General features: G+C 66.1%; 20 protein-coding genes and 1 pseudogene. 16 read left to right on the top strand and 5 right to left on the bottom strand.

Annotated elements, in window-relative coordinates; all coding sequences use genetic code 11:
- Positions 1-8: 8 nt before the first annotated feature.
- Positions 9-830, top strand: coding sequence for a prolipoprotein diacylglyceryl transferase (gene lgt / locus ACZ5KU_RS29810; RefSeq protein WP_054058652.1), 822 nt, complete (start codon positions 9-11; stop codon positions 828-830).
- A 48-nt stretch (positions 831-878) separates the two neighbouring features.
- Positions 879-1,850 carry a thymidylate synthase gene (locus ACZ5KU_RS29805; RefSeq protein WP_054063564.1) on the top strand — a complete coding sequence of 324 codons (972 nt, stop codon included), beginning with the start codon at positions 879-881 and terminating at the stop codon, positions 1,848-1,850.
- A 125-nt stretch (positions 1,851-1,975) separates the two neighbouring features.
- Here the strand turns inward: ACZ5KU_RS29805 and cadR are convergent, their stop codons facing one another.
- Positions 1,976-2,425: a Cd(II)/Pb(II)-responsive transcriptional regulator gene (cadR, locus tag ACZ5KU_RS29800; RefSeq protein ID WP_054058654.1), complete on the bottom strand. Its 450-nt coding sequence runs from the start codon at positions 2,423-2,425 to the stop codon at positions 1,976-1,978.
- 85 nt (positions 2,426-2,510) lie between these two features.
- On the opposite strand from cadR, the gene ACZ5KU_RS29795 reads away from it, so the two are divergent.
- From ACZ5KU_RS29795 to ACZ5KU_RS29740, 12 genes are all read left to right on the top strand, one after another.
- Positions 2,511-4,901: a heavy metal translocating P-type ATPase gene (locus ACZ5KU_RS29795; protein WP_464736621.1), complete on the top strand. Its 2,391-nt coding sequence runs from the start codon at positions 2,511-2,513 to the stop codon at positions 4,899-4,901.
- Between the two features lie 16 nt (positions 4,902-4,917).
- Positions 4,918-5,781 carry a LysR family transcriptional regulator gene (locus ACZ5KU_RS29790; RefSeq protein ID WP_054058655.1) on the top strand — a complete coding sequence of 288 codons (864 nt, stop codon included), beginning with the start codon at positions 4,918-4,920 and terminating at the stop codon, positions 5,779-5,781.
- 307 nt (positions 5,782-6,088) lie between these two features.
- Positions 6,089-7,165, top strand: a complete 1,077-nt coding sequence (locus ACZ5KU_RS29785) for a putative 2-aminoethylphosphonate ABC transporter ATP-binding protein (protein WP_054063561.1) — start codon at positions 6,089-6,091, stop codon at positions 7,163-7,165.
- Between the two features lies 1 nt (position 7,166).
- Positions 7,167-8,891 (top strand): putative 2-aminoethylphosphonate ABC transporter permease subunit, encoded by a 1,725-nt coding sequence (locus tag ACZ5KU_RS29780; protein WP_464736620.1) that lies wholly within the window; start codon positions 7,167-7,169, stop codon positions 8,889-8,891.
- Between the two features lie 41 nt (positions 8,892-8,932).
- Positions 8,933-9,955: a putative 2-aminoethylphosphonate ABC transporter substrate-binding protein gene (locus tag ACZ5KU_RS29775; protein WP_464736619.1), complete on the top strand. Its 1,023-nt coding sequence runs from the start codon at positions 8,933-8,935 to the stop codon at positions 9,953-9,955.
- Positions 9,956-10,113: 158 nt separating this feature from the next.
- Positions 10,114-11,253 carry a TIGR03364 family FAD-dependent oxidoreductase gene (locus tag ACZ5KU_RS29770; protein ID WP_464736618.1) on the top strand — a complete coding sequence of 380 codons (1,140 nt, stop codon included), beginning with the start codon at positions 10,114-10,116 and terminating at the stop codon, positions 11,251-11,253.
- Positions 11,250-11,816 carry a phosphonate degradation HD-domain oxygenase gene (locus ACZ5KU_RS29765; RefSeq protein ID WP_054059378.1) on the top strand — a complete coding sequence of 189 codons (567 nt, stop codon included), beginning with the start codon at positions 11,250-11,252 and terminating at the stop codon, positions 11,814-11,816. Before ACZ5KU_RS29770 ends, ACZ5KU_RS29765 begins: the two co-directional genes overlap by 4 nt.
- 228 nt (positions 11,817-12,044) lie before the next feature.
- A complete protein-coding gene (locus tag ACZ5KU_RS29760; RefSeq protein ID WP_160319861.1) occupies positions 12,045-12,200 on the top strand; it encodes a hypothetical protein in 156 nt (51 codons plus the stop codon).
- A gap of 224 nt (positions 12,201-12,424) precedes the next feature.
- Positions 12,425-13,684: an HlyD family secretion protein gene (locus ACZ5KU_RS29755; protein ID WP_273823307.1), complete on the top strand. Its 1,260-nt coding sequence runs from the start codon at positions 12,425-12,427 to the stop codon at positions 13,682-13,684.
- The gene (locus ACZ5KU_RS29750) at positions 13,681-15,846 is read left to right on the top strand and encodes a peptidase domain-containing ABC transporter (protein WP_464736617.1); all 2,166 of its coding nucleotides are present in this window, start codon (positions 13,681-13,683) and stop codon (positions 15,844-15,846) included. Before ACZ5KU_RS29755 ends, ACZ5KU_RS29750 begins: the two co-directional genes overlap by 4 nt.
- A gap of 118 nt (positions 15,847-15,964) precedes the next feature.
- Positions 15,965-16,843 carry a lysophospholipid acyltransferase family protein gene (locus ACZ5KU_RS29745; RefSeq protein WP_464736616.1) on the top strand — a complete coding sequence of 293 codons (879 nt, stop codon included), beginning with the start codon at positions 15,965-15,967 and terminating at the stop codon, positions 16,841-16,843.
- Positions 16,840-18,237 (top strand): efflux transporter outer membrane subunit, encoded by a 1,398-nt coding sequence (locus tag ACZ5KU_RS29740; protein WP_464736615.1) that lies wholly within the window; start codon positions 16,840-16,842, stop codon positions 18,235-18,237. Before ACZ5KU_RS29745 ends, ACZ5KU_RS29740 begins: the two co-directional genes overlap by 4 nt.
- 7 nt (positions 18,238-18,244) lie before the next feature.
- On the opposite strand, the gene ACZ5KU_RS29735 is transcribed toward ACZ5KU_RS29740, so the two are convergent.
- Entirely contained in the window at positions 18,245-19,609 is a 1,365-nt protein-coding gene (locus tag ACZ5KU_RS29735) for a GTPase/DUF3482 domain-containing protein (protein WP_416770881.1), read from the bottom strand.
- Positions 19,602-20,980: pseudogene (locus tag ACZ5KU_RS29730) on the bottom strand (DUF2868 domain-containing protein). The gene ACZ5KU_RS29735 and the pseudogene ACZ5KU_RS29730 overlap by 8 nt, the downstream one beginning before the upstream one ends.
- Before the next feature lie 83 nt (positions 20,981-21,063).
- Here ACZ5KU_RS29730 and ACZ5KU_RS29725 point away from each other — a divergent pair.
- On the top strand, positions 21,064-21,576 hold the full coding sequence (locus ACZ5KU_RS29725) for a dihydrofolate reductase (RefSeq protein WP_416770877.1): 513 nt from the start codon (positions 21,064-21,066) through the stop codon (positions 21,574-21,576).
- A gap of 85 nt (positions 21,577-21,661) precedes the next feature.
- On the opposite strand, the gene ACZ5KU_RS29720 is transcribed toward ACZ5KU_RS29725, so the two are convergent.
- Positions 21,662-23,053, bottom strand: a complete 1,392-nt coding sequence (locus tag ACZ5KU_RS29720; protein ID WP_273823314.1) for an L-cystine transporter — start codon at positions 23,051-23,053, stop codon at positions 21,662-21,664.
- A gap of 243 nt (positions 23,054-23,296) precedes the next feature.
- Here ACZ5KU_RS29720 and ACZ5KU_RS29715 point away from each other — a divergent pair, with 243 nt between their 5' ends.
- Positions 23,297-24,352: an HAD family hydrolase gene (locus ACZ5KU_RS29715; protein ID WP_054063552.1), complete on the top strand. Its 1,056-nt coding sequence runs from the start codon at positions 23,297-23,299 to the stop codon at positions 24,350-24,352.
- A 70-nt stretch (positions 24,353-24,422) separates the two neighbouring features.
- Here ACZ5KU_RS29715 and ilvD read toward each other — a convergent pair whose 3' ends face one another.
- Positions 24,423-26,270: a dihydroxy-acid dehydratase gene (ilvD, locus tag ACZ5KU_RS29710; RefSeq protein ID WP_054058392.1), complete on the bottom strand. Its 1,848-nt coding sequence runs from the start codon at positions 26,268-26,270 to the stop codon at positions 24,423-24,425.
- Between the last annotated feature and the right edge of the window lie 134 nt (positions 26,271-26,404).

Genomic DNA, 26,404 nt, shown 5'->3' with positions numbered 1-26,404 from the left:
GAGTCGCAATGCTGCCTTACCCGCAGATCGACCCGGTGGCCGTCGCCATCGGCCCGCTGAAAATCCACTGGTACGGCCTGATGTACCTGGTCGGCATTGGCGGTGCGTGGCTGCTGGCCTCCCGGCGCCTGAACCGTTTCGACCCGACCTGGACCAAGGAGAAACTCTCCGACATGGTGTTCTGGCTGGCCATGGGGGTGATCGTCGGCGGGCGCCTGGGTTACGTGCTGTTCTACGATCTGCCGGCCTACATTGCCAATCCGATGCTGATCTTCGAGGTCTGGAAGGGCGGCATGGCCTTCCATGGCGGCTTCATCGGCGTGATGCTGGCGGCCTGGTGGTTCGGCCGGCGTAACGGCAAGTCGTTCTTCGAACTGATGGACTTCGTCGCACCGATGGTCCCGATCGGCCTGGGCGCCGGGAGGATCGGCAACTTCATCAACGCCGAACTGTGGGGCAAGCCGAGCGACGTGCCGTGGGCGATGGTGTTCCCGCCGTTCAGCGACCCGGCGCAGTTGCCACGCCATCCGTCGCAGTTGTACCAGTTCGCCCTCGAGGGTGTGGCACTGTTCATCATCCTCTGGCTGTTCTCGCGCAAGCCGCGGCCGACCATGGCGGTTTCCGGCATGTTCGCGTTGTTCTACGGGATCTTCCGTTTTATCGTCGAGTTCGTCCGGGTGCCGGATGCGCAGCTTGGCTACCTGGCGTTCGGCTGGGTGACCATGGGGCAGATTCTCAGCCTGCCGATGATCATCGGTGGCCTGGCGCTGTTGTGGTTCGCCTATCGCCGCAACCCGACCACTCCGGCAACGAAAGACGCCGCGCTTTAAATTCGAATCGGGGCCCGCGGGCCCCGTATTCAAGGATGCAGGTAACTCATGAAGCAATATCTCGATCTGGTCGCCCATGTCATCAAGAACGGCACCAAGCAGGCCAACCGTACCGGTGTGAACACCATCAGCTTTCCCGGCGCGATGCTGCGTTACGACCTCAAGGAAGGTTTCCCGGCGATCACCACCCGCAAGCTGGCCTTCAAGTCCGCCATCGGCGAGATGTGCGGCTTTCTGCGCGGGGTGAACAACGCCGCCGAGTTCCGTGCGTTGGGTTGCAAGGTCTGGGACCAGAACGCCAACGAGAACGCCCAGTGGCTGGCCAACCCGTTCCGCCAGGGCGATGACGACCTCGGTGAGATCTACGGCGTGCAGTGGCGCAAGTGGCCGGCCTACAAGCAGATTCCGGCGAGCAATCGCGCGGCCATCGAGCAGACCCTGGCCCAGGGCTACCGGCAGATCGCCCAGGGCGAGGAGGACGGCCAGGCCTATGTGGTGCTGTACAAGGCGATCGACCAGGTACGCCAGTGCGTCGACACCATCATCAAGGACCCGGGCAGCCGGCGCATCCTGTTCCACGGCTGGAACTGCGCGCAACTGGATGAAATGGCCCTGCCGCCGTGCCACCTGCTGTACCAGTTCCACCCGAATGTCGAGACGAAGGAAATCTCCCTGACCCTCTATATCCGCTCCAATGACCTGGGTCTGGGCACGCCGTTCAACCTGACCGAGGGCGCGGCCCTGCTGAGCCTGATCGGCCGCCTGACCGGCTACACGCCGCGCTGGTTCACCTATTTCATCGGCGATGCCCATGTGTATGAAAACCACCTGGACATGCTCAACGAACAGCTCGCCCGCGAGCCGTTCCCGATGCCGAAGCTGGTGATTGCCGAGCGGGTGCCGGAGTTCGCCAGGACCGGCAAGTACGAGCCGGAATGGCTGGAGAAGGTCGAACCGAGCGACTTCAGCCTGGAAGGCTATCAGCACCATGCGCCCCTGACGGCGCCGATGGCGGTCTAAGCAGCGCCTGGCTTTGCGGCTGGCGCTCCCTGTTGTTCCTGCGATGATCGTGCTTCAGGCAGATCCTGGGTGCGCCACGACACCGTGGGAACAGGATGTATCCGCGAAAGCGCCGGTGTGGGTGGTCAGTGCCCGTGACTCCTGCCCACATGTGAGTGCTCCACTTCGGTCGGCACCACGCTGCCGCTGACCTCCAGCCGCTGCAGGATCGCGCACTGCTCCGCCTCCGGCCCGCCGCCACAGCGCTGGCGCAGGTCCAGCAACTGGGCCTGCAACGCCAGCAGTCCGTCGATCCGCGCCTTGACGTGGTGGATGTGCTCGTCGATCAGCGCGTTCACGCTCTCGCACTGGTCCTGGGGACTGTCGCGCAGGCTCAGCAGGCTGCGGATCTCCTCCAGGGTCATGTCCAGGCTGCGGCAGTTGCGGATGAAGGTCAGGCGCTCGACATGAGCCTGGGTGTACAGGCGGTAGTTGCCTTCGCTGCGCGCCGGTTCCGGCAGCAGGTTTTCCTTCTCGTAGTAACGGATGGTTTCCACCTGGCAGTCGGTGAGTTTCGCCAGTTCGCCAATCTTCATCGCCGGATCTCCCAAAAGGGTGCTTGACCCTATAGTGGCTACAGGGTGTTCACTTGGCAACAGGCACCTTTCAGGGACGTATCCCATGAGCGACTCCATCCACACCCCGCGCCAGCCTGGCAACGACCACCCGCACACGCACGAGCACGGCGGCTCCTGCTGTTCGCGCACCTTCGAGCCCACCTCCGGCACTGGCCATCAGCATGCTGGTCACGATCACGGCCATGCCGATAAACCGGCTCAGGGCGCCTGCAAGCCGCTGCAGCCAGTGAAAGCCGGCCATGCCCACGATCACGGCGGGCATTCCCACAGCTGCTGTTCGGCCGCCGAAGCCCCGGCCCTGGTCACGCTCGGCAATGGCCCCCGTGTCGATAGCCGCCTGAGCCGCTTCCGCATCGAAGCCATGGATTGCCCGACCGAACAGACGCTGATCCAGAACAAGCTGGGCAAGCTGGCGGGCATCCAGCAGTTGGAGTTCAACCTGATCAACCGGATTCTCGGCGTGACCCATGACCTGCCGTCGACCACCCCGATCGTCGAGGCGATCAAGTCTTTGGGCATGCAGGCCGAGCCGCTGGAAGAGGGTGCGAGCGAGCAGGCCGCCAGCCAGCCTCCGGCAAGGAAACCCTGGTGGCCGCTGGTGGTTTCCGGAGTGGGCGCCCTCGCTGCAGAAGTGATCCACTTCACCAACGCCGCGCCCACCTGGGTGGTGGCCATCGTCGCACTGGTCTCGATCTTCAGCGGCGGCCTGGGCACTTACAAGAAGGGCTGGATCGCCCTGAAGAACCGCAACCTGAACATCAATGCGCTGATGAGCATCGCCGTGACCGGCGCCGTACTGATCGGACAGTGGCCGGAAGCGGCGATGGTGATGTTCCTGTTCACCATTGCCGAGCTGATCGAGGCGCGTTCGCTGGACCGCGCGCGCAACGCCATCGGCGGCCTGATGCAGATGGCCCCGGAAACGGCCACGGTGCGCCAGGCGGAGGGCAACTGGGTGGAGGTCGAGGTCAAGCGCGTCGAACCCGGGGCTCTGGTGCGGGTCCGGCCCGGTGAGCGCATCGGCCTGGACGGTGAGGTGGTCTATGGGACTTCCAGTGTCGATCAGGCGCCGATCACCGGCGAAAGCCTGCCGGTCGAGAAGAATCCTGGCGACAAGGTGTTCGCCGGCACCATCAACCAGGCCGGTTCCCTGGACTATCGGGTAACGGCGGCAGCGGGCAATTCGACCCTGGCGCGGATCATCCATGCGGTGGAGCAGGCCCAGGGCGCGCGGGCACCGACCCAGCGTTTCGTCGACAGCTTCTCGAAGGTCTACACCCCGGCGGTATTCGCCCTGGCCCTGGCCGTGGCGGTGATTCCACCGCTGTTCATGGCGGGTGCCTGGTTCGACTGGATCTACCGGGCCTTGGTTCTGCTGGTGGTGGCCTGTCCTTGCGCCCTGGTGATCTCGACGCCGGTGAGCATCGTCAGCGGCCTCGCAGCGGCAGCGCGCAAGGGCATCCTGGTCAAGGGCGGAGTCTATCTGGAAAGCGGCCATCAACTCGACTATCTGGCGCTGGACAAGACCGGCACCATCACCCACGGCAAGCCGGTACTGACAGACTTCCTGCCGCTGCAAGCGCCGCACCGCGAGACGGCCCCGGCGATCGCCGCCAGCCTGGCGGCGCGCTCCGACCACCCGGTGTCCCTGGCGATCGCCCGCGATGCCCGGGACCGGCAGCTCGAACTGCGTGAGGTCGAGGCCTTCGAAGCCCTGGCCGGGCGTGGCGTCCGTGGCGACATTGGCGGCCAGCGCTATCACCTGGGCAACCATCGGCTGGTGGAAGAGCTGGGCCTGTGCTCACCGGCACTGGAGGAAAAACTCTTTGCCCTGGAAGAGCAGGGCAAGACGGTCGTGCTGTTGCTCGACCGCTCCGGCCCGCTGGCGTTGTTCGCCGTGGCCGACACGGTCAAGGACAGCAGCCGCGAAGCCATTCGTCAGTTGCACGAGCTGGGTATCAAGACCCTCATGCTCACGGGTGACAACCCGCACACGGCCAAGGCGATCGCCGCCCAGGTGGGCATCGACGAGGCCCGCGGCGACCTGTTGCCGACCGACAAGCTGCAGGCCATCGAGGCCTTGTACGCCAAGGGGCATCGGGTCGGCATGGTCGGTGACGGCATCAACGACGCGCCGGCGCTGGCCCGCGCCGAGATCGGTTTCGCCATGGCGGCGGCCGGCACCGATACCGCCATCGAAACCGCCGATGTCGCCCTGATGGACGACGATCTGCGCAAGATTCCTGCCTTCATTCGCCTGTCACGGCAGACTGCGGGTATCCTCAGGCAGAACATCGCCCTGGCGCTGGTCATCAAGGCGGTCTTTCTTGCGGTAACCTTCTTCGGTATGGCGACCATGTGGATGGCGGTGTTCGCCGACATGGGCGTCAGCCTGTTGGTGGTATTCAATGGCTTGCGCCTGTTGCGCAAATAGATGGTGAGAGAGTGATGTGCTGAGTGCGGAGCTGAAGGCGTTTTACATGGTCGCCCGCCTGGGCAGCATCACCCTGGCGGCGAAGAAACTCGGCCTCAGCCAGCCCACGGTCACCACTCAGATCCGTCACCTGGAGAGCCAGTACTCGGTCGAGCTGTTCTATCGCGGCGGCCGCCGACTGAGTGTCAGCGAGGACGGCGCGCGGCTGCTGCCGATGGTCAAGGCGCTGCTGCAGCAGGAGGCCGATATCGAGTTCTTCCTGCGCAACAGCGGCCAGGTGCAGGGCGCCTTGCGCATCGCCGCGACCGCGCCGTACTACATCCTCGATCTGGTGAAGGCGTTTCGCGAGCGCCTGCCCCAGGTCGAGGTGTCGATGGAGATCGGCAATTCCCAGCAGGTCCTGGAGGCGCTGGAGGAATACCGGGTCGATGTCGCCGCCTCGTCGCAACTGCTCGAGGACCCGCGGCTGATCCGCCGGGTGTTGGGCAGCGACCCGCTGGTGCTGGCGGTGCATCGCAATCATCCGCTGGCGATTCATGACCATGTGCCTTTGAGCGCGCTGGCCGGGTACTGCCTGCTGATGCGAGAGGCGGGTTCGACCACCCGGCAACTGACCGAAGAGCTGTTGCGCGAGGCACGGGTCAGTCATGGGCCGCTGCTGGAAATCGGCAGTCGCGAGTCGATCCGCGAGGCGGTGTTGCGCAACATCGGCATCAGCATCATTGCCCGCCAGGAGGTGCCCCATGACCCACAGTTGCGGGTGCTGACCATCGAGAACGCGCCGCAGATCCCGGAGTACCTGTATTGCCTCAAGGAGCGCAAGTCGGCGCGCCTGCCGGCGGCCTTCCTGGGCCTGGCGCAGGAGATGGCGCCGCTCTGACTGATGGGCGCCGGAAACTGAGGGAGCCGGATTTATCCGCGAAAGGGCCAGTCCAGACACCCCATCACTATCCCATCGTTCCCTCGGCCCCCGTGGGCACACCTGCGAGGACGCTCGGCGTCCGCTCTTGTGACACGGAGCGCCACGGGTTGCATACCCACGCAGAGCGTGGGAACGATCAAGATCTGCGTAGTCCTTATCCTACCCAAATCCACCAATACCACTATCGGCAGCTTTTGCCTTATTGCCACACGACGTACGCATTGGCTGCCTAGCATGACCTTCATCTGCTTGATGAGGTCTGTCCATGAACCACCCGATTGCCCACGCCCCGGTCAACCCCGGTGCCGCGCTGAAAGTCCGTGGTGTGCAGAAGCGCTTCGGCGCCTTTGCCGCACTGGAGAACGTCTCCCTCGACGTCGCCGCCGGCGAGCTGGTATGCCTGCTGGGGCCGTCGGGTTGCGGCAAGACCACTCTGCTGCGCTGCATCGCCGGCCTCGAGCGCCAGGACGATGGCGAGTTGTTCCTCGGCGAGCGCAATGTTTCCGAACTGCCGCCTCAGGCCCGTGACTACGGCATCCTGTTCCAGTCCTACGCGCTGTTCCCCAACCTGACCGTGGAGGCCAACATCGCCTACGGCCTGAGCGGCAGTAGCCGTGACCAAGTGCGTCAGCGTGTTGCGCAGATGCTCGAACTGGTCGGCCTGGCCGGCAGCGAGAAGAAGTATCCCGGCCAGCTCTCCGGCGGTCAGCAGCAGCGCGTGGCGCTGGCCCGCGCCCTGGCGCCGGCACCGTCGCTGCTGTTGCTCGACGAGCCGATGTCGGCCCTCGACGCCCGGGTGCGCGAGCACCTGTGCAGCGAGTTGCGCCAGCTGCAGCGCAGCCTCGGCGTGACCACGCTGATGGTCACCCACAATCAGGATGAGGCCATGCTGATGGCCGACCGCATCGCCGTGATGAACAACGGCAAGGTCGAGCAGTACGCCACGCCCCAGGACATCTACGACAGGCCGGCCACCCCGTTCGTCGCCGAGTTCGTCGGCCAGGGCAACTGGCTGCCGTTCCAGCAGCGCAGCACCCGGCATGCCCAGGTCGGCACCCTGCAATTGCGCCTGGCCGACGGGGCTCCGCGGGCCGGCTCCGGTCGGCTGTTCTGCCGCCCCGAGTCGATCAGCGTCAACCCGCCGGTGCATGAGGAAAACCTGTTCGCCGCGCGGGTGCGGGAAATCACCTTCCTCGGTAATCGCTGCCGCATGAGCTTCGAACTCAACGAACTGCCCGGCCATCCGCTTCTGGCCGAAGTCGGTCCGCAGGACATGCCGCGCCTGGGCTCGCCGGATATCTGGGTCGCGCTGCCCCCGCGCAGCCTCCAGGTGTTCGCCTGAGATGGCCGCGCCAATCGGCCTGGCGCTGCCGCGCCAATCGACCCCGGCGGCCAGGCGCGGCGACCTCGGGGATCGACTGTTCGTGGTCGGCGGCAAACTGCTCTGGCTCGGCCTGCTGGCTGTCGCGGTGCTGTTGCCGCTGCTGGCGATCTTCTGGCGCGGCTTCAGCAACGAGGCCGGGCAGGGCGGTGGCTGGCTCGCCGCGCGGGAGTTGCTGGGCAGCGACAACTTCCATTGGCTGCTGGGCAACAGCCTCAAGGTTTCCATCAGCGTCGCGGCGATCGTCGTACCGCTGGCCTACCTGTTCGCCTATGCCCTGCAACGCACGCTGATTCCCGGCAAGACCCTCTGGCGCGGCCTGTCGCTGCTGCCGCTGATGGCGCCCTCGATGCTGCCGGGGATCGCCCTGGTCTACCTGTTCGGCAACCAGGGCCTGCTACGCGGCCTGTTGGCGGACAACATCTACGGTTTCTGGGGCATCGTCCTCGGTGAAGTCATCTACACCTTTCCCCATGCGCTGATGATCCTGCTGTCGGCGCTGTCACTGGCCGATGCGCGGCTGTTCGACGCCGCTTCGAGCATGGGGGCCAGCCCATGGAAGGCCTACCGCAGCATCACCTGGCCGGCGACCCGGCAGGCGGTGTTTGCCGCCCTGTGCCTGGTGTTCACCCTGACCATCACCGACTTTGGCGTGCCGGTGGTGGTGGGTGGCGATTACCAGGTGCTGGCGCTGGAAGCCTACAAGGCGGTGGTCGGCCAGCAGCAGTTCGGGCGTGGCGCGCTGATCGGCATGATCCTGCTGCTACCGGCGCTGCTGAGCTTTGCCGTCGATACCTGGCTGCGACGGCGCCAGGGCGATGCCATGAGCGGTCGGGCCCAGGTGTTCCAGCCGTTGCGCAGCCCGGCGCGGGATTCGTGTTACCTGGTGATCGTGCTGTTGATCTGCGCCGCGCTGCTGCTGGTGTTCGGCATGGCGGTGTATTCGTCGCTGGTGAAATTCTGGCCGTACAACCTGTCGTTGTCCCTTAGCCACTACCGCTTTGACGAGACGGCGGGTGGTGGCTGGCTGGCCTATCGCAACAGCCTGACCCTGGCCCTGTGCACCGCGCTGATCGGTAGCGCGCTGATCTTCAGCGGTGCCTACCTGATGGAAAAGACCCGCGGCCAGCGCGGCCTGAACGTGGCCTTGCGCCTGCTCAGCTTCGTGCCGATGGCGGTGCCGGGCCTGGTCCTGGGGTTGGGCTACGTGTTCTTCTTCAACCTCGTCGGCAACCCGCTGCATGTGTTCTACGGGACCATGACCCTGCTGGTGGTGTGCACCATCGCCCACTACCTGACCACCGCGCAGATGACCGCGACCACCGCCCTGCGCCAGCTCGACGGCGAGTTCGAGGCCGCCGCGCTGTCGCTCGGGACGCCGCTGTACCGGCACTACCTTCGGGTCACGCTGCCGATCTGCCTGCCGGCCGTGCTGGACATCATCCGCTACCTGTTCGTCTCGGCGATGACCACGGTGTCGGCGGCGATCTTCCTCTACAGCCCCGACACCATCCTCGCCGCGGTCGCCGTGCTGAACATGGACGACGTCGGCAACGTCGGCGGCGCGGCGGCCATGTCGACCCTGATCCTGTTCACCTCGGCGGGCGTGTCCCTGCTGCTGGCCTGGGCCTCGCGCGGCTTGCTGCGCCGTACCCAGGCCTGGCGGCAGAGCGTGCCCGGCCATTGATCCGTCCACCAGCCCAGCCCTACACCTCAAGGAACCGCATCATGTTCAAGCCGTTGACCCTTGCCGCCGCCGTCCTCTCGCTGTTCAGCCTCAACGCCTTCGCGGCGAAGACCGAACTGACCGTCTATACCGCCCTCGAAGCCGAGCAGCTCAAGAGCTACAAGGACGCGTTCGAGAAGGCCAACCCGGATATCGGCATCAAGTGGGTGCGTGATTCCACCGGCATCATCACCGCCAAGCTGCTGGCCGAGAAGGCCCGGCCACAGGCCGATGCGGTGTGGGGCCTGGCCGCGTCGAGCCTGGCGATCCTCGACCAGCAGGGCATGCTGCAGAGCTATGCACCGAAGGACCTGGGCAAGATCGGTGACCACTACCGCGATCCGGCCAACCCGCCGGCCTGGGTCGGCATGGACGTCTGGGCCGCGACTATCTGCTTCAACACCGTCGAGGCGCAGAAGCAGCACCTGAACAAGCCGGTGAGCTGGCAGGACCTGACCAAACCCGAGTACAAGGGTAAGATCGTCATGCCCAACCCGGCCTCGTCCGGCACCGGTTTTCTCGATGTCAGCGCCTGGTTGCAGACCTTCGGCGAGAAGCAGGGCTGGCAGTACATGGATGACCTGCACCAGAACATCGGCCAGTACGTCCACTCCGGTTCCAAGCCCTGCAAACTGGCGGCGGCGGGTGAGTTCCCGATCGGCATTTCCTTCGAATACCCGGCCATTCAACTCAAGCGCCAGGGGGCGCCGCTGGACATCGTCCTGCCGAAGGAAGGCCTGGGTTGGGAGATCGAAGCGACGGCGGTGATCAAGGGCACTCCCCATGAAGAGGCCGCGAAGAAACTGGCCGACTTCTCCGCCAGCCCGGCGGCCATGGCGCTGTACAAGGAAAACTTCGCCGTGCTGGCCCAGCCGGGGATCGCCAAGCCACAGACCGAGTTGCCGGCCGACTACGAACAGCGCCTGATCAGGAACGACTTCGCCTGGGCCTCGAAGCACCGCGACGAGATCCTGGCCGAATGGCGCAAGCGCTATGACGGCAAGTCGGAGAAGGTTGCCCAGTAAGTCCCTGGCCGAGCCCGAACCTTCGATCGTTCCCGCGCACCGCGTGGGAACGCCTCTCTGGACGCTCGGCGTCCGCTCTTGTGACGCACAGCGTCACGGGCTGCATTCCCACGCGGAGCGTGGGAGCGATCAACCTGGCCATTGCTTCAGGACCCTTCATGACCTATCACAGCGACATCCTCATCGTCGGCGCCGGTATCCTCGGCCTGTCCCACGCCTATGCCGCCGCCCGCCGCGGCCTCAAGGTCCGGGTCTTCGAGCGCAGCGCCACGCCCCTGGGCGCGTCGATCCGCAATTTCGGCCAGGCGTTGGTCACCGGCCAGCCGCCAGGCGTCATGCTCGACCTGGCCCGCGCCAGCCGCGAGATCTGGGGCCACTGGTCGCAGCACGCCGGTTTCGAACTCAAGCGCAACGGCAGCTACCTGTTCGCCCGCAGCGAAGCCGAGGAACACCTGCTGGAAGCCTTCTGCGCCGGCCGGGCCCGCGAGCACGGCTACCGGGTGAAACTGTTGCAGGGGCGGGCCCTGGCCGACCTGCACGGCGGCCAGTTCAGCCATCATCGCGCCACCCTGCACGGCCTGGATGACCAGCAACTGTATTCCCGCGAGGCGATCCCGACGCTGATCGACTACCTGCGTCGCGAGCTGGGCGTCGAATTCCACTTCTCGACCCTGATCCGCGAGGTCGAGTCCGGCCAGTTGCACAGCACCGCGGGAACCTTCCGCGGCACGCAGATCGTGGTCTGTTCGGGCCACGACTACCAGACCCTGCTGGCCGAGTCGCTGGCGACCCTGCAGCCGAGCATCTGCCGCCTGCAGATGCTCCGCGCCCGCCCGTTGCCCAGCGGTTTGGACCTGCAACACGCCGTGCTGACCGGTCTCAGTTGCGTGCACTACGGCGCCTTTGCCGATCTGCCGGAAGCGGCGGCGATCCGGGCGCAGATCCAGCACGAAAGCCCGCACCTGCAGGAGCACGGCATCCACCTGCTGATCAGCCCAACACCCCATGGCGAGTTGATCATCGGCGATTCCCATCACTACGGCAGCGATCCGTCGCCGTTCAATGCCGAACAGGTGGATAACTGGATGCTGGAACTGGCCGAGCACACCCTCGGTTGCAAGGTCCAGGTGCTCGAGCGCTGGCAGGGCGTCTACGGTGCCAAGGGGCCGGGCCCGTTCTCGTTCCTGCAGGCCGCGCCCGGCGTGCACGCGGCGCTGATGCACACCGGTGTCGGCATGAGCGTCGGCCCGGCCATGGCCGAGGCCAATATCGCCACCTTGCTGGGAGAGAGCCGATGAGCCGGGTCGAACAGGTGCTGGACGAGGTCTTCGGCCTCTACCGGCAGTTCGGCAGCGCCGACTACATCGGCGAGCCGGTTTCGCAACTGGAGCACATGTCCCAGGCCGCACAGCGGGCGATGGCCGAAGGCTGCGACGACGAAGTGGTACTGGCGGCGTTCTTCCACGACATCGGGCATATCTGCCCACGGCCGACGGCGGCGGACCGGAGCATGGGCGGCTATGGCATCGCCAGCCACGAACGCCTGGGCGCGGACTATCTGCGTCGTGCCGGGTTCAGCGAGCGGCTGGCGCGGTTGGTGGAGTATCACGTACAGGCCAAGCGTTATCTGACCCTGGTCGAGCCCGGGTACTACGAGCGTCTGAGCCAGGCCAGTCGGCGAACGCTGGAGTACCAGGGTGGGATGATGACCCTGCAGGAGGCCACCGACTTCGCGCAGGACCCCCTGTGCGACTTGAGCCTGCGCATGCGTCAGTGGGATGAACAGGCCAAGCTCGAAGGCGTGCCTGTGCTGGATCTGCAAATCCTGCGGGCCAAGGCGGCCAGTCTGCTGGGACTGTAGGGTTTTGCCTTGCTTCCTACTTGGCTGGAAGATGTGTCTGTAGGTATGTGTAGGTCTTTGCTCTGTTAGATGGTTGAATCTTCGGATATCCCGCCGCAGTCGCCTCGCTGAAAATGTGCCCATGGCCTGCCAAGGTTCCAGACCCGCGGGCCTTGCGGTATTCGGGCAGGCAGGAGGCCTTTCCTGTCGCCCCATGCCGCCTCATTCTCAAACAAGTCGAGGTTACTCATGAGCAATACTCAAACTGAAGATGTCACCGTGCAGGAAATGACCCTTGAGCAGACGGAGGAGGTTCGTGGTTCGGGTCTTCTCGCGGAGCTCGGCTTGTTGATCGATGTGGCCTATGAGTCGTTCAAGGGAGTCACGGAGAAATACAGCAACTGAGCAAGCCTGTCTTGGGCATCGCCGAATGATCGAGGCTTGGCTCCTGAACGGGGCGGATGAAGATTGACTGGCCGTTCGGTCGCCAGCGATCCCTACCGCTCCTTGTGTCACCCCCTACGTCACGGCACCACGGCTTTTGGCAGTGGGCCAGGCCCGGTTCTGTAATGGGCCTGGCCGTTCTTTCTGACGCGGCCGCATGCGCCGCGATCCGCACGGGTCCTGTCATGCTTGAGTTGGGAAAGGTGGCGCCCCGGGGAGCCTTCGCGCCACTGCTGTTCGCCTGGTTGGTCGCGGTGTTCTTCATGGCCGCCATCACGTTGCTGCTGCTGGGCAACTATGCGCGCAAGGAGGATGTGCCGGGGAGGGTGCAGACCCGCGATGTGGTGCGTATCACCAGCGAACGACCGGCCCATATCCGCGAGGTGCTGGTGCAGGCCGGCGAGTCGGTGAGCAAGGATCAGCCGCTGGTGCGCATCCGCGCCCTGGAGCCGGAAAACCTCGATGAAGACGGCACCCGGCCCATGTCCCGGCAGAGTGCGGAGCGCCTGGACAACCTGCTGCGGGACGTCGCCCGCGACGAGACCCGGGCGCGCGAATCCCATCAGGCCGGCCAGCGCTCGTTGCAGTTGCAGATCGCGCAACTGCACAAGGATCTGCAACTGACGGCAACCATCAAGCGCTCGATCCAGCGGCGCGTGCGCATCGCCCTGGACAACCAGCAGCGCCACGAGCGCCTGAGTGCCGAGGGTGCGGTGTCCGCAGCGGCACTGAACGAGGCGATCGTGCGGCACGAGGCGGCGATCCAGGACCTGGCCAACAACGACCTCGCCCAGGCCAGCGCCCGTCAGCGCATACTGGAACTGGAGCAGCGTGCCCAGGAGGCCGAGCACGAGCTGACACGCCGGCTCAGCGAACTGGCCCGCCAGCGCCATGAATTCAGCGAACGCCTGGAAGCCTTGGGCAAGAGCCAGGAGTACGTACTGTTGTCCCCGGTCGACGGCGTGGTCGATGCCGTTTCGGTGTTCCCCGGCGCGCGCGCCCAGGGCGGCCAGCCGATGATGCTGCTGCGCATCGCCGGTGGGGCGCAGGAGGCCCCCCGGGTGCTGTTGTCGGTGAGCCCGGCGGCGATCGGTTTCGCTACCGCCGGCACCGAGGTCATCGTCAGGGTCGATGCCTTTCCTTATGCCCGCTATGGTGTGATCCGCGGGCATATCGTTCACAGCAGTGCCAGTACCTATCTGGAGCCCGCACCCGGTGCCGGTGGCGAGGATCGTGACCCGGGGCCGGCCTACCTGGCCGAGGTGCAACTGGACTTCAGCGACCCGCGTACCCGTATCCATCGCGAGTGGCTCAAGGACGGCATGACCCTCAGCGGCTCGTTGCGCCTGGAACGGCTCAGCCTGATGCAGTGGCTGTTCCTGCCGGTGCTGCGCGGGTTTGAAGGCAACCCGGATTACCTGCGTCAAGCGGACAAGGCGGCATGAGCCGCTTCACCCAGGTGCTGCGTGATGCCCTGGCCCGTGCGCGGCATGGCTGGCGTGGGCGGGTCCCGGTGATTTTCCAGGATGAAATATCCGAATGCGGCCTGGCCTCCATCGCCATGGTCGCCGGTTATCACGGCAAGGCCCTGAGCCTGAGGCAACTGCGTCGGGACTATCGGGTCGCCCGGGATGGCATGTCGCTGTTCCAGATGATCAGGGTCGGCGAGGCGCTGGGCTTCGCCTGTCGCCCCCTCAGGCTCCCGCTCAAGGGGCTCCGGCAGTTGCGCACGCCCTCGATCCTGTTCTGGCACAACATGCACTTCGTGGTGCTGCAGTCGGCTGGCGCCAAGGGCGTACACATCGTCGACCCGGCGGTGGGGCGGCGTTTCTACCGCTGGGAGGAGGCGTTGTCGATGTTCAGTGGCGTCGCCCTGGAGATGGTCCCCGGCCTGGCCTTCACCACGCGGATCGAGGCCCGTCCGCCGGCGGTGTTCGGTGTCGCCGGGGTGTTGTCCCGCAACCCCTGGCTGTGGCGCTACCTGCTGCCCATGGGACTGTTGTCGGTGCTCGGCTATCTGGGAGCGATCGCCGCGCCGAAGTTGTTCTCGCTGACGGTGGACGAGGTGGTGACGAAGAACGACCAGGACCTGCTGTTCCTGATCCTCTACGTGTTCGGCGGGATATTCCTGTTCAAGACGGTCGCCGCCTGGTTGCGGGCGGTGCTCGACACCCGCCTGCGCATCGCCCTGAGTCAGGACCTCTCCACCGGGGTGATCGCCTGGCTGCTGCGGCTGCCGGCCAGTTACTTCGAGCGCCGTGCGGCGGGCGATATCCTGCGGCGTACCCAGGCGACCGACAAGGTTTTCCTGACCTTCACCGCCGGCTGGATGGACATTGCCATCGACCTGGCGTTCGGCTTGGCCTTCCTGCTGCTGATGGGGCTGGTCAATGTGCAACTGGCGTTGCTGTCGCTGTTGTTGTGCCTGCTGTTCTTCATGGTACGCGGCCTGACCCTGCCGATGATGGAGCGCGACCACCAGCGCTCCATCGAAGCCGAGACGGCGCGCAACGTGACCCTGTTGGGGACCCTCGACTGCATCGAGTCGGTCAAGCTCTACAACCAGGAAGCGGTACGCCTGGCGAACTGGAGCAACCAGCACACCGACACCGAGATCGCCCGGGCCAGCGTCCAACGCCTGCAGGCGATGAACCAGGTGGTGCACGAGGGTCTTTCCCATGGGCACTCGCTGCTGGTCAGCGCCCTGGGCGCACTGGCGGTGCTCAACGGCGAGAACAGCGTCGGCGACCTGTTCGCCTTCGTGCTCTACAAGGACATGTTCATGGGCTGCGCGCTGAAGGTGGTCGACCGCTATATGGGGCTGCGCCTGGTGACGGTGGAGCTGCGGCGGATCGACGATATCGTCGACGAGGCGGCCGAACCGACCGAGTCCAGCGTCTACAGCGCAGGCCCCCTGGAGTCGGGTCAGGCCCTGCGCAGGGTTCGCCTGGACGACGCGTGCTTTCGCTACAGCTCGTTCGACCGGCCGACCTTCGAGCACCTGCATTTTCAACTGGCGGGGGCTGCCCGGCGGATCGCCATCTTCGGCCCTTCGGGCTGCGGCAAGAGCACCCTGCTCAAGGTACTGGCCGGGTTCTATCCGCTGGATGCCGGGCAACTGCGCATCAATGGCCTGAGCCTGCGCCAGTTCGGCCTGCGGCGCTATCGCCGATGTGTGGCCTATGTCACGGCCCATGACGAGATCATTGCCGGCTCGGTACTGGAGAACATCGTCATGGACAGCAACGGCAGCGACGCCGCGCACCTGAAGGCTTGCGTCGAACAGGCCGGGCTGCTCGACAGCATCCTTGGCCTGAGCAATGGCTTCAACACCCTGGTCGGGAGCATGGGGGTGCAATTGTCGTCCGGGCAGAAACAGCGCCTGCTGATTGCCCGGGCACTCTATCGGCGGCCGGAGCTGTTGCTGCTCGACGAACCCACCTCGCATCTGGACCCCGGCGCCCGGGATGTGATCATCGAGACCATCCGCCGTTTGCCGATGTTGTGCGTGATCGTGACCCATGACCGTGCGGTGGCCCTGGCCTGCGACCAGATCTGGCTGATGCGCCAGGGCAGCCTGCGGCCCCTGGGCAGGCGTCGGACATGACGCAATGGCGGTCGCGTTGGTCGATGCGCGGTTGGTTGCTGTGGCTGGGCCTGCGCAGGCGCTTGCGCGAAGCGTTGCTCAGGGGGCCGCCCGTTGCCTGGGTCGATGGGGCGTGCGCGTGGGCTTGCCGGTCGTTCCGGCACTGCTGGCGCGGCTGCCGGTGGCCTGGCGGGGGCCCGCCTACCCGCGCAGCCTGCAGAACCTGGCCCTGTTCGGGCTGGAGCCGGACGAATGCCGGGAGCGGGCCTGTCGCCACAGTGCGATCAGGCTGCAATGTGCGCTGGTGGAGCACCTGTACCCGCGTCATCGGCCGGTTCGGTTGCGGGCGTGGATTCGTTCGATCGCCTGGGTCGATCCCCATGGGATCTGGGCGCGCTCGGCTCCATTGCTGGTGCTGGCCCATACCGGCGAATACTGGATGGCGGTGGCCTGCCTGGTGGAGCGTCACGCCGAGGCGACGCGGTTCGTCATTCCCATCTGGAATTTCAACGACGAACTCACCCGCTCATCGCTCAAGAGCCTGGAGGCCTTCGGGCACCAGGTGGATATTCTCGACAGCCGGGCCCCGGGCACGGCGCTGGCGCTGGCACGGGCGATCCGCCGCGGCGACCGGGTGATCATCTTCGCCGACCTGCCGGTGAGCATGGGAGGCCTGCGCAGCGGCGAGCCGACCGGGGGCCACCTGTTCGGGCGCGCGGCGCAGTTCGTCAAGGGGCCGATGTTCCTCGCCGCGAAGCTGGGATGCGATGTGCTGTTGGCGGGGCATCGGGTGCAGTTGGGCGGACCGGGGCAGTTGCACCTGATCGAATGGGTTGCCAGTGCGCCGGCGGCACAGATGCAGGTGTCGTGGGCCAGGGCGATCGAGCGCTTTCTGCTGGAGTCACCGCAAGACTGGTTCTACCTGTCACGCATGGAGGCATTTTTCCAGCGGCAGCAGGGCCCGGCGCAAAGGCTGGCGAGCCTGCCCGCCGAACTGCTTCGGCGTGGTTCCCGGTGAATATCGGCAGAGCACTGCTGGCGGCCTGGGTCGTGGGGCTGGCTGGCTGCTCGCTGGTCCCCAAGCAGGAGCCGCCCGTATTGCCGGTGGCCGAGCGCTGGCGGGAGTCTACGGATGACGAGGCGCAGTTGCCGCCGTGGCGGGTGATGTTCGCCGATGTCGAGTTGCAGGGGCTGATCGAGCAGGCCCTGGAGCATAACCGCGAGGTGCGTCTGGCGGTGTTGCGTGTCGATGAGGCGCGGGCGCTGCACGGTGTGGCCCGGGCCGATCAGTGGCCGGCACTGGGCATCAATGCGGGGACGCAGAGGCGTGGTGTTTCGGCGCTCGATTCGCCCAGCGGTCAGTCGCTGGTGCGCGAGCAGGGGCATTTCCGGCTTGGGCTCACGGCCTTCGAGCTGGATCTGTGGGGGCGGGTCCGGGCCCTGCGCGAGGCGGCCGGCCAGCGTCTGGCGGCGAGCCGGGAAGATGTCCTGAGTGCCCAGCTCGGCCTGGTGGGCGAGGTGGCGGCGGCGTTTTACGAATACCTGGCCCACGTCGAGTTGGGCGGACAGAGCCAGGCGTCCCTGGAGCAGGCCCGGGCCGCAGCGCGTCTGATCGGTCGTCGCCAGGCGCTGGGCCTGGCGAACGAACTGGAGCTGCGCCAGGCCGATGCGTTGGTGCTGAGCCTGGAGGCCGAGCTGGCCCAGACCCAACGGGAGCTGAGCCTGTCGCTGAACAGGCTGGAGCTTTTGGTGGGTGCGGCCGTCGATGGCGACCGGCTGGCGGGCCGGGCGGGCGATACGTCATCGATGCTGAGTGAAGTCGCGCCGGGGCTGCCCTCGGATCTGTTGCTGCGGCGCCCCGATATTCGTGCCGCCGAGGCCCGCCTGCGGGCGTTCAATGCGCATATCGGCGCGGCCCGCGCGGCCTTTCTGCCGAGTATCAGCCTGACCGGGCTGTTCGGCCTGAGCAGTCCACAACTGGGCCAGCTGTTTTCCGGTCAGGCCCGGGAGTGGTCGTTCAGCCCGCAGCTGGATCTGCCGCTTTTCGACATGGGGCGACGCTTTTCCCAGCTTGATCTTTCCCGGGCCCAGCGCGAGATTGCCCTCGTCGAGTATCAGCGGGTGATCCAGCAGGCGTTTCGCGAGGTGGCCGACGCTCTGGGTTCGAGTCGCCCGCTGGCGGCCCGGCTCGCTGCGCAGCAGCGTCTGGTGGACAACGAGGCGCGGCGGGCCGAGCTGGCGCAACGGCTCTACGAAGGCGGGTTGAGCAGTTATCTCGAAGTACTGGACGCCCGGCGCGGCTTGAACAGCGCGCGGCAGACGCTGGTCCGCGTGCGCCTGTCGCAGACCACCAACCGCATCGCCCTGTATAAGAGCCTGGGGGGTGGCTGGCCGTCGGTGGCGCCCGAGTGAGCCGCCGTTACAGGTCTTGCTGCAGCGTCTCGATCTGCTCCTGGCGTTCGGCCTGGCTCAGCTTCGGTTGCGGGTTCAGCGATGACCACTGCGGGTGGGCCCGTGCCTTGTGCAGGGCGGGCGGCAGCTTGCCTTCGCGCCAGGTCGTGTCGGCGGGCGCTGCCAGTTGGATGCGCTCCAGCGCCGCATGCCCCCGGGCCTCCAGTGCCAGCAACAATTGCCGCTGACGTAGCGCGAGCAGGCGCAGCACGCTGTCGTCGAGCGTCAGCTCGCGCTGGCCCTTGAGCTTGCCGAGCAGGCGGTTGCCGTAGCCGCGGGCGGTCTGCAGGGCACCGCCGGCAATGGCGCCGGCCAGGGCGGCGGCCCCGAGTGTCAGGCCGCCGACCAGCAGGTCGACGCCGGCTCCCGCTGCGGCGCCGGCGGCAATCCCGCCGCCGACCTTCACGCCCAGTTGCTTGAGGGTTTCCGGGTTGAACAGGTCGTCGCCCCAGCGCCCGTCGAGCAGCGGCAGGTCGCTGGCGGTCGCGTCGTCGCTGCGAAAGGCGTAGAGCTTGAGCAGCGCCTCGACGCAGCGTTGCTCGCGCTGACGCACCGCCTGGCGCAGTTCGGCGATGGCGTTGCTTTCTGCCGTGGCATCGCCGGCCACCTGGCGCCGGCAGGCGGCGCAGTCAATCAGCAATTCGGCGATCAGCCGGTTGGCGCCTTGCCGGCGTGCCTGGCGTTGCGCTTGCAGGTCATGGACCAGGCGTTCCAGCTGCGGCCGGGAACCTTCCAGCAACAGCGCGAGGCTTTCGTAGAGGCGGCGCTCGCCGTCCTCCGGTGGTGCGACGCTGTCGAAGCGCACCAGTGCGTGCAACCCCAGGCGGGCCAGGGCCTGGCGCCAGTCGTTCTCACGCTGGGTGGCACTGCTGACGAAGTTGAGCACCGGCAGCAGCGGTTTGCCGCAACTGGCGAGCACCGACAGTTCGTCGCGGTACTTGGCCAGTACCGGCTCGCGGGCATCGATCACGTACAGTCCGGCATCCGAGGCCAGCAACTGGCGCAGCACCTTGGCTTCCTGTTCGAAACGCTGCCGGGCCTCGCTGCCGTCGAGAAAACGGTTGACGCGGGCCGGGCCGTCCAGGCGCTCGCCAGGCCGGTCAAGACGTTCGAGGTAGTCGAGCAGGGCGATGGCGTCTTCCAGGCCGGGGGTGTCGTACAGCTCCAGCAGCGGTTCGCCGTCCACCGACAGCCGCGCACCCTCGACGTGGCGGGTGGTGCTGGGGCGATGGGAGACTTCGCCGAAGCCGACGTCCCGGGTCAGCGTACGCAGCAGGGAGGTCTTGCCGACATTGGTGTGGCCGACCACGGCCAGTTTCAGCGGCTTAGTCATGGCCGGTCTCCAGCCAGATGAGCGGAGCGCTGTCGGCGAACGGCAGCTCGAGCTGTTGCAGGGCGTTGTGCCAGTCGCCGAGGCGGTCGGCGTCCAGCGCCTGGCCGGGCGGTGCCTGCAACAGCCAGACGCGGGTGGCGGCGGCACTGCGGGCCAGTTCGGCGATCAGCGCGAGGCTGCCGCGATCCGGCGAGCGCCGTGGGTCGCAGGCGATCGCCAGGCGGGCCGGCGGGAAACGGGTCAATTGTTCGAGCAGTTTCTGCCGGGATTCGCGGCTGTCGAGAATTCCGGCGTCGCGGACATCCTTCGGCAGGGCGGGCGGCCAGGGGCGCTTGTCGTCCAGTTCGACGGCCACCAGCAAGGCGCCGGCGCTGTCCTGGTCGGTCACTCCGGCCTCGGCATTGGGCAACTGCGCGGGCGCGGCATCGTGGATGCCCAGGCGTTCGCTGCTGGGCATCAGGCGTTCGCGCAGGTGGGCGTAGCCGGGCAGGTTCGGGTCCAGTGCCAGTGCGCGCACACCGCTGCGCCAGCGCCATAGACACAGCAGCGCCAGCAGCAGGCGGGGCAGCAGGCCATAGACCAGCAGCCCCCGACCAGCCAGCCGGCCCAGGCCTGGCGGGCGTTTTCCAGGTCGAGGGCGGCATTGCCGCTGGCGCGGATCATGGCCTCGCCGGGTACGCTGAAACCCAGCAGCGCGGGCAGGGCGCCGAGGCCCTGGGTCAGGCCGACGAAGGTGTCGCCGTCGAGAATGGTGGTTTCCCAGACGAAGCCGTAGCGCCGGGTGGCAAGCAGCGTCAGCAGCACCACCAGCGCACAGGCCAGGGCCAGCAGCCACAGGCCGTGGACGACCACGCCGATGGCCCAGCGGTTCAGGCGTCGGCGTTGCAGCAGGAGCACCAGCGCCGGCACCAGTTGGACCGTTTGGGCATCGCGGGCGAGTTTCTCGCTGAGCCACAGCCACAGTCGGCCCAGGCTGGCGCCGTGACCGCCGGCGAAGAGCAGGCCCAGGGCCCAGCTCGCCAACAGCAGCAGGTTCAGCCCGAGCAGGCTGCCCAGGGCCCAGAACACGTTGACCGGCAACTGGCCGTTGCCCAGGGCGGCGAAGGCCAGCCCGGCGCCGCTGAGGATCACCAGTACGGCGAGCAGCAGCAGGGCCAGGCGCGCACCCTGCAACCAGTGGTGCAGGGCGGCGAGCTGGCCGTCGCGCTCGGCGAGCCAGAGCGCGCGGTGCTGGATGCGGGTCGCCAGGTCGCCACCGGCTGCGCGGGCGCGACGATTGGCTTCGAGGTCTTCCAGTGGCCCGGCCTGTTCTTCGCGCAGGCGCACGGTTTCGGTCAGCCAGAGGCGTTGCAGGGGAGTCGGTTCAGTCACACGCCATCCTGTTGCGGGGGAGGGCCAGAAGCATAACCGCTGCGGCTAGTGCCTGCACCCGGGTGTCGGGTATCCTCTTCGGCATGAAAACCAAACTTCCCCTCAGCCTGATCGCGGCCCTCGCGGAAAACCGCGTGATCGGCGTCGACAACAGCATGCCCTGGCATTTGCCGGCGGATTTCAAGTATTTCAAGGCCACCACCCTGGGCAAGCCGATCATCATGGGGCGCAAGACCTGGGACTCCCTCGGTCGGCCGTTGCCGGGGCGGTTGAACCTGGTGGTCAGCCGCCAGTCCGGGCTGCAGCTGGAAGGTGCCGAGGTGTTCCCGTCGCTGGAGGCCGCGCTGGTGCGGGCCGAGGCGTGGGCGCTGGAGCAGGGCGTCAGTGAACTGATGCTGATCGGTGGGGCGCAGCTGTATGCCCAGGGGCTGGAGCAGGCCGATCGCCTGTACCTGACCCGGGTCGGCCTGAGCCCGGCGGGCGATGCCTGGTTCCCGGAATTCGACCTGAACCTGTGGCAGCGGGTTTCCGACGAGCCGCATCCGGCGGAGGGCGACAAGCCGGCGTTCAGCTTCGAGGTGTGGGAGCGGGTCTGAGTTGCTGGGCGTGGTGACGCCGAGCGTCACCGGCAGCGTTCCCACGCGGAGCGTGGGAACGATCAGTACTTCCTGCAAGGGCTGATCAGGCCTGTGCCAGCTCGGCATGCTCATCGGCATCCAGCAGGCGCTTGTCGGTCTGCTTCATCATCTGGCTGGTGAGGGTGCCGGCGGTCATCGAGCCGCTCACGTTCAGCGCGGTACGGCCCATGTCGATCAACGGTTCCACCGAGATCAGCAGCGCCACCAGCGACACCGGCAGGCCCATCGCCGGCAGCACGATCAGCGCGGCGAAGGTCGCGCCACCACCGACGCCGGCCACGCCCGCCGAACTCAGGGTGACGATGGCCACCAGCGTGGCGATCCACAGTGGGTCCAGCGGGTTGATGCCGACAGTCGGTGCCACCATCACCGCCAGCATCGCCGGGTACAGGCCGGCGCAGCCGTTCTGACCGATCGTCGCACCGAACGAGGCGGCAAAGCTGGCGATCGACTGTGGAACTCCCAGGCGACGGGTCTGCGCCTCGATGCTCAGCGGGATGCTCGCGGCACTGGAGCGGCTGGTGAAGGCGAAGGTCAGCACGGGCCAGACCTTGCGGAAGAAGCGCAGCGGGTTGACCCCGGCCAGTGACAGCAGCAGGCCATGGACCACGAACATCAGCCCCAGGCCGAGGTAGGAGACCACCACGAAACTGCCGAGCTTGATGATGTCCTGCAGGTTGGAACCGGCCACCACCTTGGTCATCAGGGCCAGCACGCCGTAGGGGGTGAGCTTCATCACCACCCGTACCAGGCGCATTACCCAGGCCTGCAGGGTGTCGATGGCGTCGATCACCTTCTGGCCTTTTTGCACGTCATCCTTGAGCAGTTGCAGGGCGGCGATGCCGAGGAAGGCGGCGAAGATCACCACGCTGATGATCGAGGTCGGCTTGGCCCGTGCCAGGTCGGCGAAGGGGTTCTGTGGAATGAACGACAGCAGCAGTTGCGGCACGTTGAGGTCGGCGACCTTGCCGGCGTAGTCGCTCTGGATGGTCTGCAGGCGGGCCATCTCCTGGGTACCGGCCACCAGGCCTTCGGCGCTCAGGCCGAACAGGTTGGTCAGCAGGATGCCGATCAGCGCGGCGATGGCGGTGGTGAACAGCAGCGTGCCGATGGTCAGGAAGCTGATCCGGCCCAGGGCCGAGGCATTGTGCAGGCGGGCCACGGCGCTGAGGATCGAGGCGAACACCAGCGGGATCACGATCATCTGCAGCAACTGCACGTAGCCGTTGCCCACCAGGTCGAACCAGGCGATGGAGGCCTTGAGCACCGGGTTGCCGTCGCCGTAGACGGTATGCAGGCCAATGCCGAACGCCACGCCCAGGGCCAGGGCGAACAACACCTTGCGGGCCAGGCTCCAGGAGGTATGGCGGGTTTGTGCCAGGCCCAGCAACAGGGCGAGGAACACCAGCAGATTGAGAATCAGCGGCAGGTTCATGAAGACTCCGGAAACAATGAGTGCCAATCACTCTGGGGCGGTGATTGTGAACCGTTCAGCCTAACAGCTTGATATATATAGATTTAATATCTAAATGGAATGTCGACTGTCGCTTTTGGAATAAGCTGATGACGCTGGGGCGTATGCCGGTGGCGGGATCAGGACGCGGGCGGTCGTCCTCGGATGAGAACTGTCACACGGATTTGTTAGCGTCACAGACTTTCATCCAGGAAGATCCCGCCCATGAAATTCGCCCCCAAACTCCTCGCCGCCGCACTCTGCCTGGGCCTTGCCGGCCAGGCCTATGCCACCGAGCTCAAGCACTGGCCGCAGGATCAGGCCAAGAAACTGGAGGCGATGATCGCCGCCAATGCCAACAAGGGTAATTTCGCGGTGTTCGACATGGACAACACCAGTTACCGCTATGACCTGGAAGAGTCGCTGCTGCCGTACATGGAGAACAAGGGGCTGATCACCCGCGATACCCTGGACCCGTCGTTGAAGCTGATCCCGTTCAAGGACACCGCCGACCACAAGGAAAGCCTGTTCAGCTACTACTACCGCCTCTGCGAAATCGACGACATGGTCTGCTACCCGTGGGTGGCCCAGGTGTTCTCCGGTTTCACCCTCAAGGAGCTCAAGGGCTACGTCGACGAACTGATGGCGTCGGGCAAGCCGGTGCCGAGCACCTATTACGATGGCGATGTGGTGAAGAACATCGAGGTGCAGCCGCCGAAGGTCTTCGCCGGCCAGGTCGAGCTGTACAACAAGCTGATGGAGAACGGTATCGAGGTCTACGTGATGACCGCCGCCTCCGAGGAACTGGTGCGCATGGTCGCGGCCGATCCCAAGTATGGCTACAACGTCAAGCCGCAGAACGTGATCGGTGTGACCACCCTGCTCAAGGACCGCAAGACCGGCGAGCTGACCACCGCGCGCAAGCAGATCAGCGCCGGCAAGTATGACGAGAAGGCCAACCTCGGCCTGGAACTGACTCCGTACCTGTGGACCCCGGCGACCTGGATGGCCGGCAAGCAGGCGGCCATCCTGACCTATATCGACCAGTGGAAAAAACCGGTACTGGTCGGTGGCGACACCCCGTCCAGCGATGGCTACATGCTGTTCCACAGCGTCGACGTGGCCAAGGGTGGCGTACACCTGTGGGTCAACCGCAAGGACAAGTACATGAACCAGCTCAACGGCATGATCAAGAGCAATGCCGAAGCCCAGAAAAAGGAAGGTCTGACGGTGACGGCGGACCAGAACTGGGTGATCGTCAAGCCGGAAGAGATCCAGTAAGACCGGGTTGCTCCGAGCAGGCAGTAAAAAGCCCGGCACTTTGGCCGGGCTTTTTGTTGGACGACGGTGCTTACGGCACCAGCTTGTCGAGCATCGCCTTGTCGCGCACCGCGCCCTTGTCGGCGCTGGTGGCGAGCAGGGCGTAGGCCTTCAGCGCGCTGGTGACCTTGCGTGGACGCTGTTCGGCCGGTTTCCAGCCTTTCTTGTCCTGCTCGACACGGCGGGCCGCCAGTTCCTCGTCGCTGACCAGCAGGTTGATCGAGCGGTTCGGAATGTCGATCAGTACCTTGTCGCCATCCTGCACCAGGCCGATCGCGCCGCCGGCAGCGGCTTCCGGGGAAGCGTGGCCGATGGACAGGCCCGAGGTGCCGCCGGAGAAGCGGCCGTCGGTCAGCAAGGCGCAGGCCTTGCCCAGGCCCTTGGACTTCAGGTACGAGGTCGGGTAGAGCATTTCCTGCATGCCCGGGCCGCCTTTCGGGCCTTCGTAGCGGATGATCACGATGTCGCCGGCCTTCACTTCGTCGGCCAGGATGCCGCGCACGGCGCTGTCCTGGCTTTCGAAGATCTTCGCGTTGCCTTCGAACACCAGGATCGACTCGTCGACACCGGCGGTCTTCACCACGCAACCGTCGAGGGCGATGTTGCCGTACAGCACGGCGAGGCCGCCTTCCTTCGAGTAGGCGTGCTCGACGCTGCGGATGCAGCCGTTCTCGCGGTCGTCGTCGAGGGTCTCCCAACGGGTCGCCTGGCTGAAAGCGGTCTGGGTCGGGATACCGGCCGGGCCGGCCTTGAAGAAGGTGTGCACCGCTTCATCGTCGGTCTGGGTGATGTCCCAGTGGGCGATGGCCTCGGCCAGGCTCCTGCTGTGGACGGTCGGCAGGTCGGTGTGCAGCAGGCCGCCACGGGCCAGCTCGCCGAGAATGCTGATGATGCCGCCGGCACGGTGCACGTCTTCCATATGGTACTTCTGGATGTTCGGCGCGACCTTGCACAGCTGCGGCACCTTGCGTGACAGGCGGTCGATGTCGCGCAGATCGAAGGCGACTTCGGCTTCCTGGGCGGCGGCCAGCAGGTGCAGGATGGTGTTGGTGGAACCGCCCATGGCGATGTCCAGGGTCATGGCGTTTTCGAACGCCTTGAAGTTGGCGATGCTGCGCGGCAGTACCGAGTCGTCGTTCTCGCCGTAGTAGCGCTGGCACAGCGCGACGATGTCGCGACCGGCGCGCAGGAACAGCTGTTCGCGGTCGGCGTGGGTGGCCAGGGTCGAGCCGTTGCCCGGCAGGGCCAGGCCCAGGGCTTCGGTCAGGCAGTTCATCGAGTTGGCGGTGAACATGCCGGAGCACGAACCGCAGGTCGGGCAGGCGCTGCGCTCGTACTCGGCAACCTTCTCGTCAGAAGCGTTGGAGTCGGCGGCGATGACCATCGCGTCCACCAGGTCCAGGCCGTGGGAGGCCAGTTTGGTCTTGCCGGCTTCCATCGGACCGCCGGAGACGAAGATCACCGGGATGTTCAGGCGCAGGGCGGCCATCAGCATGCCGGGGGTGATCTTGTCGCAGTTGGAGATGCAGACGATGGCGTCGGCGCAGTGGGCGTTGACCATGTACTCGACGGAGTCGGCGATGATCTCGCGGCTCGGCAGCGAATAGAGCATGCCGTCGTGGCCCATGGCGATGCCGTCATCCACGGCGATGGTGTTGAATTCCTTGGCGACGCCACCGGCGCGTTCGATTTCGCGGGCGACCAGTTGGCCCATGTCCTTGAGGTGGACGTGACCGGGGACGAACTGGGTGAAGGAGTTGGCGACGGCGATGATCGGTTTCTTGAAGTCGGCGTCTTTCATCCCCGTGGCGCGCCACAGGGCGCGGGCACCGGCCATGTTGCGGCCGTGGGTGGATGTTTTCGAGCGGTAATCAGGCATGGAGCACTCCGGGCGGCTAATCAGGTAACAAGTGGGGAGTGAGCTTCTATTGACCCTCGGGAACACCTGGAAAATGGCCGTGTGTCCGAAAGCTGCCGACAACGGCACGGGATCGCCGTGCGTCTCAGCCTGAG

This window comes from Pseudomonas sp. Tof1, from assembly GCF_055390395.1.
Note: the sequence above shows the minus strand (reverse complement) of the source record. Positions and strands in the feature narration are given on the sequence as shown.

Excerpts from the sequence above, each read along its gene's own strand:
- lgt (WP_054058652.1), top strand. The coding sequence starts at position 9 with ATGCTGCCTTACCCGCAGATCGACCCGGTGGCCGTCGCCATCGGCCCG.
- ACZ5KU_RS29805 (WP_054063564.1), top strand. The coding sequence starts at position 879 with ATGAAGCAATATCTCGATCTGGTCGCCCATGTCATCAAGAACGGCACC.
- cadR (WP_054058654.1), bottom strand. The coding sequence starts at position 2,425 with ATGAAGATTGGCGAACTGGCGAAACTCACCGACTGCCAGGTGGAAACC.
- ACZ5KU_RS29795 (WP_464736621.1), top strand. The coding sequence starts at position 2,511 with ATGAGCGACTCCATCCACACCCCGCGCCAGCCTGGCAACGACCACCCG.
- ACZ5KU_RS29785 (WP_054063561.1), top strand. The coding sequence starts at position 6,089 with ATGAACCACCCGATTGCCCACGCCCCGGTCAACCCCGGTGCCGCGCTG.
- ACZ5KU_RS29780 (WP_464736620.1), top strand. The coding sequence starts at position 7,167 with ATGGCCGCGCCAATCGGCCTGGCGCTGCCGCGCCAATCGACCCCGGCG.
- ACZ5KU_RS29775 (WP_464736619.1), top strand. The coding sequence starts at position 8,933 with ATGTTCAAGCCGTTGACCCTTGCCGCCGCCGTCCTCTCGCTGTTCAGC.
- ACZ5KU_RS29770 (WP_464736618.1), top strand. The coding sequence starts at position 10,114 with ATGACCTATCACAGCGACATCCTCATCGTCGGCGCCGGTATCCTCGGC.
- ACZ5KU_RS29765 (WP_054059378.1), top strand. The coding sequence starts at position 11,250 with ATGAGCCGGGTCGAACAGGTGCTGGACGAGGTCTTCGGCCTCTACCGG.
- ACZ5KU_RS29760 (WP_160319861.1), top strand. The coding sequence starts at position 12,045 with ATGAGCAATACTCAAACTGAAGATGTCACCGTGCAGGAAATGACCCTT.
- ACZ5KU_RS29755 (WP_273823307.1), top strand. The coding sequence starts at position 12,425 with ATGCTTGAGTTGGGAAAGGTGGCGCCCCGGGGAGCCTTCGCGCCACTG.
- ACZ5KU_RS29750 (WP_464736617.1), top strand. The coding sequence starts at position 13,681 with ATGAGCCGCTTCACCCAGGTGCTGCGTGATGCCCTGGCCCGTGCGCGG.
- ACZ5KU_RS29735 (WP_416770881.1), bottom strand. The coding sequence starts at position 19,609 with ATGACTAAGCCGCTGAAACTGGCCGTGGTCGGCCACACCAATGTCGGC.
- ACZ5KU_RS29725 (WP_416770877.1), top strand. The coding sequence starts at position 21,064 with ATGAAAACCAAACTTCCCCTCAGCCTGATCGCGGCCCTCGCGGAAAAC.
- ACZ5KU_RS29720 (WP_273823314.1), bottom strand. The coding sequence starts at position 23,053 with ATGAACCTGCCGCTGATTCTCAATCTGCTGGTGTTCCTCGCCCTGTTG.
- ACZ5KU_RS29715 (WP_054063552.1), top strand. The coding sequence starts at position 23,297 with ATGAAATTCGCCCCCAAACTCCTCGCCGCCGCACTCTGCCTGGGCCTT.
- ilvD (WP_054058392.1), bottom strand. The coding sequence starts at position 26,270 with ATGCCTGATTACCGCTCGAAAACATCCACCCACGGCCGCAACATGGCC.